The sequence below is a fragment of the Limnospira sp. PMC 1279.21 genome, assembly GCF_032349615.1.
Classification (GTDB): domain Bacteria; phylum Cyanobacteriota; class Cyanobacteriia; order Cyanobacteriales; family Microcoleaceae; genus Limnospira; species Limnospira fusiformis.
Window position 1 is genome coordinate 1 of the sequence record NZ_JARPLU010000172.1, and the last position, 9,673, is coordinate 9,673.

At 42.5% G+C, this 9,673-nt stretch carries 11 protein-coding genes; 5 read left to right on the forward strand and 6 right to left on the reverse strand.

Annotated elements, in window-relative coordinates:
* Positions 1-181 precede the first annotated feature (181 nt).
* The gene (locus P5683_RS19920) at positions 182-634 is read right to left on the reverse strand and encodes a pentapeptide repeat-containing protein (RefSeq protein WP_231296374.1); all 453 of its coding nucleotides are present in this window, start codon (positions 632-634) and stop codon (positions 182-184) included.
* On the opposite strand from P5683_RS19920, the gene P5683_RS19925 reads away from it, so the two are divergent.
* Positions 603-1,193, forward strand: a complete 591-nt coding sequence (locus tag P5683_RS19925; protein WP_315640947.1) for a YraN family protein — start codon at positions 603-605, stop codon at positions 1,191-1,193. The genes P5683_RS19920 and P5683_RS19925 overlap by 32 nt on opposite strands.
* A 42-nt stretch (positions 1,194-1,235) precedes the next feature.
* Here P5683_RS19925 and P5683_RS19930 read toward each other — a convergent pair whose 3' ends face one another.
* Complete coding sequence (locus P5683_RS19930) at positions 1,236-1,625, reverse strand: hypothetical protein (RefSeq protein ID WP_006670471.1); 390 nt, start codon at positions 1,623-1,625, stop codon at positions 1,236-1,238.
* Positions 1,626-1,952: 327 nt separating this feature from the next.
* On the opposite strand from P5683_RS19930, the gene queA reads away from it, so the two are divergent.
* The gene (queA, locus tag P5683_RS19935; protein ID WP_006625292.1) at positions 1,953-3,080 is read left to right on the forward strand and encodes a tRNA preQ1(34) S-adenosylmethionine ribosyltransferase-isomerase QueA; all 1,128 of its coding nucleotides are present in this window, start codon (positions 1,953-1,955) and stop codon (positions 3,078-3,080) included.
* 58 nt (positions 3,081-3,138) lie between these two features.
* Here queA and rpmF read toward each other — a convergent pair whose 3' ends face one another.
* Together rpmF and P5683_RS19945 are read right to left on the reverse strand one after the other, a co-directional pair.
* On the reverse strand, positions 3,139-3,315 hold the full coding sequence (rpmF, locus tag P5683_RS19940; protein ID WP_006618712.1) for a 50S ribosomal protein L32: 177 nt from the start codon (positions 3,313-3,315) through the stop codon (positions 3,139-3,141).
* Positions 3,316-3,448: 133 nt separating this feature from the next.
* Positions 3,449-3,952, reverse strand: a complete 504-nt coding sequence (locus P5683_RS19945; RefSeq protein ID WP_035759515.1) for a 2TM domain-containing protein — start codon at positions 3,950-3,952, stop codon at positions 3,449-3,451.
* A gap of 139 nt (positions 3,953-4,091) precedes the next feature.
* Here P5683_RS19945 and P5683_RS19950 point away from each other — a divergent pair, with 139 nt between their 5' ends.
* Both P5683_RS19950 and P5683_RS19955 read left to right on the forward strand, forming a co-directional pair.
* Positions 4,092-5,240, forward strand: coding sequence for an AAA family ATPase (locus P5683_RS19950; RefSeq protein ID WP_187758613.1), 1,149 nt, complete (start codon positions 4,092-4,094; stop codon positions 5,238-5,240).
* A 249-nt stretch (positions 5,241-5,489) separates the two neighbouring features.
* Positions 5,490-7,442 carry a methyl-accepting chemotaxis protein gene (locus tag P5683_RS19955; RefSeq protein WP_006625288.1) on the forward strand — a complete coding sequence of 651 codons (1,953 nt, stop codon included), beginning with the start codon at positions 5,490-5,492 and terminating at the stop codon, positions 7,440-7,442.
* Between the two features lie 55 nt (positions 7,443-7,497).
* On the opposite strand, the gene P5683_RS19960 is transcribed toward P5683_RS19955, so the two are convergent.
* Positions 7,498-8,346, reverse strand: coding sequence for an alpha/beta hydrolase (locus tag P5683_RS19960; protein WP_006670466.1), 849 nt, complete (start codon positions 8,344-8,346; stop codon positions 7,498-7,500).
* 147 nt (positions 8,347-8,493) lie between these two features.
* On the opposite strand from P5683_RS19960, the gene P5683_RS19965 reads away from it, so the two are divergent.
* Positions 8,494-9,198, forward strand: a complete 705-nt coding sequence (locus P5683_RS19965) for a RibD family protein (RefSeq protein WP_006625286.1) — start codon at positions 8,494-8,496, stop codon at positions 9,196-9,198.
* Between the two features lie 37 nt (positions 9,199-9,235).
* Here P5683_RS19965 and P5683_RS19970 read toward each other — a convergent pair.
* Positions 9,236-9,673: RNA-guided endonuclease TnpB family protein (locus P5683_RS19970; RefSeq protein WP_315660787.1), on the reverse strand; the 438-nt coding region annotated here is incomplete at its 5' end.

Genomic DNA, 9,673 nt, shown 5'->3' on the forward strand with positions numbered 1-9,673 from the left:
GCACGGTTTTGAATGGGAGTTGGGAAAGGTGACTTTCCTTTCGACCCCTACCAAAATCGCCGGGTTCCGACGATTACACTTGTGGACGGGGTGCTGCCGACAGTCCCGGACGAAGCAAGAAATAAACATCAAGATCCGGCTATGTCCGGTTTTGTTTAAGTTTTATAGAGCAGAGTTTAATTTAATCGCAGTAGAGAGTCTCGCGGGTATCGCGTCCCGTGACTGGATTTGTACCGTCCGCCACTTCACAAAGCAGTTGTTGCTGATCTCGACGCAACATGACATCAGTAAAATCAGCCCCAGTAATAATCGCCCCACGGAAATCCGCATTGTAGGCGTAGGCTTCCTCCAGCAAAGCATTAGTGAGATTAGCCCTAACTAACCGCGCCGTGTCTAGGGTAGCAAGACGTAAATCAGCAGACTCTAGGTTAACATCCTGCATTTTCGCCCCAAATAGGCTAACTCCCCGTAGGTCGGTATGACTGAAATTGCTACCCTGTAGGTTAGCAAAATCAAACTCGGAGTCCTTGAGATCCTGTCCTGAGAAGTCCACACCTATCAGATTGCGTTTTTCGTAGTTTTCCGCGATCGCCACAGTAGGTATGGTAATAGTAGCTATTATTGCCCAACCCATCCCTAAAATTAAAGCGATCGCAGCTATACGCGAGAGAATTGTCCTATTGATTATCCTGGGAAACGAGAAACCCATACCTTTTGATCTATCTATCCAAAAATCTATAATTGAGTTTACTGTAATGTCGCGTCATATAGGAACATTGGGAGAACAACTCGTCGCGCAATGGTTACAACAAACAGGCTGGCGGATTTCATACCATCAATATCATTGTCGTTGGGGAGAAATCGACCTGATTGGTCATCGAGAAACCACCATAATTTTTGTAGAAGTCAAAACCCGCAGTCGCGGAAACTGGGACGCAAACGGTGCTTTAGCCATTACTGTCACCAAACAAGCCAAACTGATCCGAACCGCAGAACACTTTTTAAGCACCCATCCCCATTTCAGCAATTATCCTTGTCGATTCGATGTCGCCCTAGTTAGATGTAAACACCAGAACCCAGCAGCACAGAACCCGATTAAAGAATCATCTCAGATTGTGACACCCGGTAAACCCATCGACATAGAAGCCTATCAGCTTACCCTAGAAGACTATATCGAATCAGCTTTTCCCTGAGCGAAATCAGCGCCACTTCCAGCCAAACAATCAAGTTAAAGATCAGGCTAGAGCCTCTGGACAATACCCCAGACCCCTAACAAACTGAGTGCGGAATGTTTCAATATCCTCTCGGTTTGGGCTACCATGAGAAACTACCGCCACCTGGTAGCGACGCATCACACTCAAGGGAGATTGTCCCGTTTCCAAGGCCCACAAAGCCATCTGAATGCGAATGTCGGGTTCATAGGGAATCCCCAATTCGTACATAAAAGCCCTAAAATCACCGTGTTGGTGGGGCGTTAAATATTCACTCATCTTAACTTTGACGATCCAGCCGTCAATTTGATGAATCACGGTCATAAACTTGACCGGAAGCTGAGTTTCACCCCTAAGAAAATCAACAACTCTCAGTGTTAAACTCGTATTGGCAAGGTAATATAGATATTCCATTCCGTTTTTCTCCCGCGTCTTGCTGTCTCCCCCACCCGCTTGCAACTCCTCAATGGTCAAGGACTTGTTACCCACTGCTGCGACAGTGCAATAGTTATTAGGGTATCGGTTACTAGGTTTCGAGTGTCGGGTGTTAGGTCTCAGCCAGAGGCTTTCAGAAAAATTCCTTACTCCCCGTTCTGGTGTTCCCTATTCCCTGTTCTGTATTTCCTGTTTTGACAAGGCTATACTTATATCATTGCGGGATCTTACCCCTTTTAATAGGGGGAAAACACCCAATCTGATCTGGGGGATTCTACCCAAGTTTACCCCAGATCAGCGATTTTAGTGTTGGGATTGACAGAAGTAGTGGACAAATTAGATAGAACTTTGCAGGGGTATGACTATGAATTACCTCCCGATCGCATCGCCCAAAATCCAGTAATCCCTAGGGACTCATCCCGCCTGTTAGTGGTGGATTCGCCGCCGTCCCATCAACACCGTTTATTTCGGGATTTACCCGATTTATTGCAACCAGAGGATTTACTGATTCTCAATAATACCCGTGTACTCCCCGCCCGTCTCTACGGTCGCAAGAGTACCTCGGCGGCGATCGAGATTTTATTGCTACAGGAACAAGCCCCAAACTGTTGGTTAGCTTTGGTCAAGCCCGGAAAACGGTTTAAGATAGGCGATCGCCTAGAGTTTCCCTCCAAATCTGGCCGCGAAATACTCTATGCTACTGTTATTGATACCAACCCCGGTACGGGCGGAAGGTTGCTCAAGTTTGAGGTTCCCCAAGGTCAATCTTTGGTTTCCATTTTAGATCAATTTGGCGAAATCCCTTTTCCTCCCTATGTTACTGATTCTCAGGCTGTGGCGGAACAGTATCAAACTATTTATGGGACGCGCCCTGGGGCGGTAGCTGCACCCACCGCCGGGTTACACTTTACAGAAGAACTATTCCAACGACTTTCAGACCACCACATTGATCATGCTTTCCTCACCCTTCATGTGGGGTTAGGGACTTTTCGCCCCGTAGAAGTTGAGGATATTACCACCCACCAAATGCACGCCGAATGGGTGGAATTGCGCCCGGAAACCGTCGATAAAATTAATCAAACCCGCGCCCGTGGTGGTCGCATCATTGCCGTGGGAACTACGGTAGTGCGGACCTTGGAAGGCATAGCAGCCGCCCAAAATTCTCTCGATGGCTGCATTCAACCCTACTGCGGGGAAATTAACCTATTTATTTATCCTGGCTATCGGTGGCGGGTCATTGATGGACTGATTACTAATTTTCACCTACCGCGATCGAGTTTACTGATGTTGGTATCGGCTTTAATTGGTCGCGAAAGACTGATGAAATTATATCAGGATGCCTTAGAACAACCGCCCAATGATTTCGGGAACCGATATCGCTTTTACTCTTTTGGTGATGCTATGTTGATTCTGCCATCAGCGGTTCAAAAATAACCCCAAAGCCGGACATCAACACAAACTGACATCCGGCTTTTGAACCAACATCCCGGGGTTATTCCTCGTCGCCCTCCTCATCATCTGTCGGATAGACGAAACTTGCGGATCGACCTGTAAGGACCGATTTACCTAGGGATAAGGCTTTTTCGGCTTGGACTCTAGCTTTGCGCTTCCAAGTCGCTTTTCGCATATTCCGCTTTGATTTAGAGGTTCGTTTCTTTGGAACAGCCATGACCAGATTAAACTCAAATTTAACAAGACAAACTCTGATTGTATCATATTCGGCGACAATATGGCATCGGCTACCCGAAACCCCCAACCCCAACCCGTCAGCTAAACCCCAATACCCAATTCATTGATAACTATTATGATTGAATGCCTTTAATGACGCGATCTGCAATCATTCCTAGGGAGTTTCCTAGCTGCTTTTTCAGCCGCCATTTGGCAAAGTCTTTATCGTATGCTTCTCCCTGAGTTTGATAGGCTTTCCAGGCTTGCAAACTCAATCCTAGACCCCATAGTAAAGCGATCGTTAAAGCAAAAGCCATACCCTGGGTAGTCACCAGATTTAATAAAATCAGGAAAGAGTTAACGATCGCATATTTAACAGCATCTTGCCGTAATTTTTGCCGACGTTCCTGATTAAATACCTGTTTTTCGGTTAACTCGACTTTCCGAGTCTGCCATTCCAATTCTGCCGCCTGTAAATTTTCCGGGCTAATTCCCAACTCCATTGCCATTTCCTCCAACTGGGTGCGGGTGAGTTCCCCAGTTTCTTGACCGCGTGCCATGGCAATTTGTAAAATTTCCTGGGCATCTTCTTGTTGAATATAAGTGGGACTGATGTTGGTATTTAGATTATTTTCCATAGCCAATGTCTGTATAACTGTTCTCATAACTGCGATTTTAGCAAGTTTTGACTAAACTTGAGCAGTCGCCACCGTCTCCGATTATCCAGTCACCGCAGATATATTCAGTTATACTATAGCCAAAATTATGGTCATTTAGATGATTATATCACACATAATCCTGAAAAATTGGCGCAACTTTCGTGTGGTTGAGGTGGACTTATGCGATCGCATATTTATAGTAGGTCCAAATGCCTGTGGTAAGTCTAACTTTCTCGATGCTTTCAGATTTTTAAGGGATTTAGCCAAACCCGGCGGCGGTCTGCAAAAAGCCGTAAGCGATCGAGGTGGAGTTTCTCAAATTCGGAGTCTTTCCGCCCGTCGTTATCCTCATGTAGAAATCGAAATCCATCTATCCCCAGCCAATGGGACAGCACCCCTTTGGAAATACGCCATAGGATTTAAACAGAGGAAAGGTGGGAAAAATGAACCCATTATTGCTTATGAAAAAGTCTGGCATCACCACCAACAAATTATCAACCGACCTGATCAAGATGATCAACGAGATGAGTTAAGACTTACCCAAACATATTTAGAGCAAATTAATGCCAATGCCCAATTTAGAGACATTGCCAAATTTTTAGAATCGATTTTATACCTACATATAATTCCCCAATTAGTTCGCCACCCCGAAGCATTTGCTACCCCCGGACTTTCCGAAGATCCCTTTGGCAGAAATTTTTTAGAAAGGGTAGCCAAGACACCCGAAAAAACTCGCAGATCACGACTCAAAAAAATTGAAGAAGCCCTCAAGTTAGCTGTCCCCCAGTTAAAAAATTTAACTGATACTAAAGATGAAATGGGTGTCCCTCATTTAGAGGCGATTTATGAACATTGGCAACCCCAAGCCGGAAAACAAAGGGAAGACCAATTTTCTGATGGTACATTAAGACTAATTGGACTACTCTGGTCTTTGTTAGAATCGGATTCCTTATTATTACTAGAGGAGCCAGAATTATCATTAAATTCGGGAATTATCAACCAGCTACCTGCCCTAATATATCGACTACAAAGGTCTAAAAAACGGCAAGTTATTATTACTACCCATAGTGCCGATTTACTTTCAGACCAGGGTATTGGTGGCGAAGAAGTTATCTTAATGATACCTAAGCCGGAGGGAACCGAAGTTAAAATTGCTTCTCATGATGACAACATTAGACTGTTATTAGAAGGAGGTTTAACTATAGCAGATGCTGCATTACCTCAGACCGTCCCCCCTCAAATTCAACAACTAAGTTTATTCTCATGATTAAGTTTGTGCAAAAATAATGGCAAATAGAAGGGGCTAAGGTTAATTCTCCTAGTCTAAGGCGGGCTATGGATGTAATCATAGCGTTTCAGCCTACATGGACTTAATACAAACCCATCACTGGGGTGAGCAAATTTTACCAAAACTTTACATATTAAATAAGCACTGGGATAAAGCCAACATAATGGTTATGCTATAATCACAGCAAATCATCACAGAACCCTCAATCCTTAATCAATTCATATAATTATGTTAAACCACCCTCGCCCAAATAAACCAAACTCCCAGTTGACCCCCAAAGGTTCTCTAAGTCAAAAAACCTTATTTCAGATTACTGTATGTACAGCTTTAATCGTGACAGTTAGTGCGATCGCTAATTATATGCAAGCGATATCAGCATTGAGAAATCAGAAATTAACGCAACTAGAAGAGTCTGTGGTGGAAAGAGTAGCCAGAGAACAGCAAATCTTTGATTTAGCGGCGGATAATCATGCTATCCTGAAATCGGAAATTCTGAGGAAATTTGCACAACCAGCCCCCGCCAATTTAGAAGAGGAATTTAATAATTTATTGATCCGATACCCGGACGGCGTTATCCGTAACAACCCCGCCAATTTTGATGGTCAACGACAGGCGGGAGTGTATATTGATAAATCCTTAGAAATCACCCCAGAAATTCGTCGTAAAGTCATTGATTTACAAAGGTTAATCGAATCCTACGGTAGTGCGTGGCATAATCGTTTTGATAGTACCTTCATTATGACCCCGGAGAATATTACTATTGTTTATTGGCCGCAAGTTCCTAATTATGTTCAAGAAGCTGATGCTAACTTTTATATGCCCCAAAAACCAGAGTATTTAGTCGCCACTCCTGAGAATAATCCTCAAAGAAAAACCGTTTGGACTACACCCTATTATGAACCAGTCAGTCAGCTTTGGTTAGTCACGGCTTCAACCCCCGTTGATTATAATGGTCAAACCATAGGAACTCTTGGTCATGACATCACCCTAAATCAGTTAATCGAAAGAACAGTTAATAATCATATTGAAGGAGGATATAACCTAATTTTTAGAGGAGATGGTCAGTTAATCGCTCATCCCGACCTCATAGATAAAATTCAAGATAGCACTACTACAGTTAAGATCCAAAACTTGCAGGATAGTAACTTAATGAATATATTTAAATTAGTGAAAAATGCTCCCCCAAATCAATTTATCATACCTAATTATCAAGATGATCAATACCTAGTTTTTCGCCAAATGCCTGGTCTTAACTGGTATTTTGTTACGGTTTTTCCTCGGTCTATTTTAAGAAAACAATCCCTAAATTTTGTGCTGACAAATATCCTGATTGAAGTGATTTTACTATTATCATTAATGGTCTTAGTTTGGGTGGTTTTAAAACGACAAGTATCGGCACCATTGCAACAACTAATTAATGCGACTCAGAAAATTTCCGCAGGTGATTATAATGTGTCTCTTGCAGATGATAGAGAGGATGAACTAGGTTTTTTGGCTCACTCTTTTAACTTAATGGCTGCGGAGATATCTAATAGAAACAAAGAATTACAAGGAACATTACAAAATCAAAAAATGTTAGTGCATGAAGTCACGATAACTATGAATGAGTTAAACAGTTCAGCTAGGGGTTCGGCTGAACAGGCTTCTAAGGCAGCAGTAGCAGCTAAACAGGTATTATATTTGATTAAAGGTGATCACGAATATGCGGATAGTTATTACCATGATTGTTTACAAGAAACGGTGAATAAACTTGCCGATAAAATCTCGGATTTAAACAATAAGATTGTCCAAATTGGCTTAATATCTACTATGGTCAGTAATTTCGCGAATCAAACTAATATATTGGCTTTAAATGCTGCGGTTGAGGCGGTACAAGCTGACCATAATAGTGGACAAGGATTTAATGTAATCGCGAATGAGATTCGTAAACTGGCTGATCAAAGTAAATCCTCAGCGGCAGAAATTAACAATTTAGTACATGATCTTAAAAAAGCGATGAGTTCTACAGTCCGAGTCACAGAGGAAAGTCAAACCGGATTTAATGAGGTGGTTAATGGGATTAACAGTATAGTAGAAAATTCTCAGACTATTTCTCTCAATATTAATCAGCAATCAGTAGCTATTGAACAGGTTTTAGAGATGATGAATGATTTAAATGTCAATTATGAAATTCCCAGATAAATCGGGTTAAATTGATGGGGCGATCGCTTTTAGACCCATGATAGATAAAATTGTTTTACAGACTTTCCAAAAATTTCTTGATGGTTTCCTGATAGCGATCGCCTCCCATTTCTTTGACATGATTGTGATCAGCATCAGGAATCATCAGCAATTGTTTGGGTTCAGGACAAGCCTGGTATAACTTCTCACTCATACTGGCGGGAACCAACTCATCAGCGGTCCCGTGTGTGAATAAAATCGGCATTTTCAATTCCCGAACTTTCGCAATAGAATCAAATTTTTGATGCAATAACCAATTAATTGGAAAAATTCCATATTGTTTCTTTACCTTGACCATATCGAGGATAGAAGTAAAGGAACTTTCGATAATCAATCCGGCAATTTCTGGGTGTTTGGTCGCCAATTCAATAGCGATCGCACCTCCCAAAGAATGCCCAAATACGACAATTTTATTGGGGGAAATTTGCCGCTCATTAACCAAATAATTAAAAGCTAACTCGGCATCTTCATAAACTTGTTTTTCACAGGGAAAGCGATCGCTACTACAACCATAACCTCGATAATCTATCAACCACACGGAAAATCCCAGATTATGAAATTGTTTGGCATAGCCTAAATTACCACCAATATTACTACTGTTTCCATGCAAATCAAAAATCACCATGTCGGAATCGCCAGGAATCCACCAACCATTAATCTGTTCACTTTCTGATGTGGAATCGGGGAATTTTAACCAAACCTCTTGATATGGCATACCTAACAAATCGGGAGTTTTTTCAATGGTCTTAGATGGGAAAAAAATCAACCGATTTTGAAACCAAAGTAACCCAACACAGATAACGAGATAGCTAACTATAGTCAGGACAGTGATAATTAAGATAGCTTTAGGGAACAATGAAATCATAGAATTAAATCTGATGTCTATTTTCGGAAATTAATGCCGATCTGTAGATCATGGCTAGTATATCTAAACTAGATCTACTGTCTTGCATCTGGTGAGACCCTGTTTTAAGATCACTAATGGCAAGTTGAGAGCCAAAACTAGGCGCTTATGGATGAGATAATTCCAACCACCCGACCCTACACTACTGTTATTTTAGCCATGAGTGCGGATGGCAAAATTGCTGATCCGATGCGATCGCCTGCCAGATTTGGCTCTAATGCCGATATAATTCACCTAGAACGACAAATTGCCCAAGCCGACGCTGTACTGTTCGGAAACGGCACTCTCGCCGCCTATGGAACAGTTTTAAGGGTGTCTTCAACAGAATTGTTAGGCGCGCGGGAAAAAAACGGAAAACCCCCCCAACCAGCTCAAATAGTCTGTTCCGCATCAGGAAAAATTAACCCAACCCTCAAATTTTTTCAACAGCCTGTTCCCAAATGGTTACTGACCACATTCTTAGGGGGTCAGCCTTGGAAACGATTTTCCGACCACTTCGACGAAGTGATCGTCGCTGACGACTCCAATGGAGTGATCACCTGGTCAGAAGCGTTACAGCAACTGAGAGACCGAGGTATACAGAAACTAGCGGTCTTAGGTGGTGGTCAGCTAGTGGCATCTTTAATGGCTTACCATGCGATCGATGAGTTTCAACTCACAGTCTGTCCCCTAATTTTGGGGGGAACCACATCACCCACTCCGGTGGACGGAGAAGGATTTTTATCTCGCTTCGCACCCCATTTACAATTGTTGAGTGTCCAACAGGTAGATGATGAGGTATTTCTGCACTATCGGGTTAAATCTGCTCTATAAAACTTAAACAAAACCGGACATAGCCCGATATTGATGTTTATTTCTGGCTTCGTCCGGGACTGTCGGCAGCACCCCGTCCACAAGTGTAATCGTCGGAACCAGGCGATTTTTCTAAATTTATACTGGCGTTCAAATCTCTATCAATCTTCAGGCCACAGTTTGGACATTCAAAAGTCCGACGGACTAGGGGCATTTTTTGACGATGGCCACAGTTAGAACAAAGTTGACTGGATGGATAAAATCTATCGGCAATAATCAACTTTGAACCATAACGTTCTGCCTTGTAACCTAGTTGACGACGGAACTCATAAAATGAAGCATCAGCGATAGAACCCGCCAAACCATGATTTTTCAGCATTCCAGACACATTCAAATCTTCAATGACTACTTGGCTGTGGTTTTTAGCCAAAAAAGTAGTGATTTTATGAATCGTGTCACGGCGAATATTAGCTACTCTTTGATGTAGCTTTTGAAA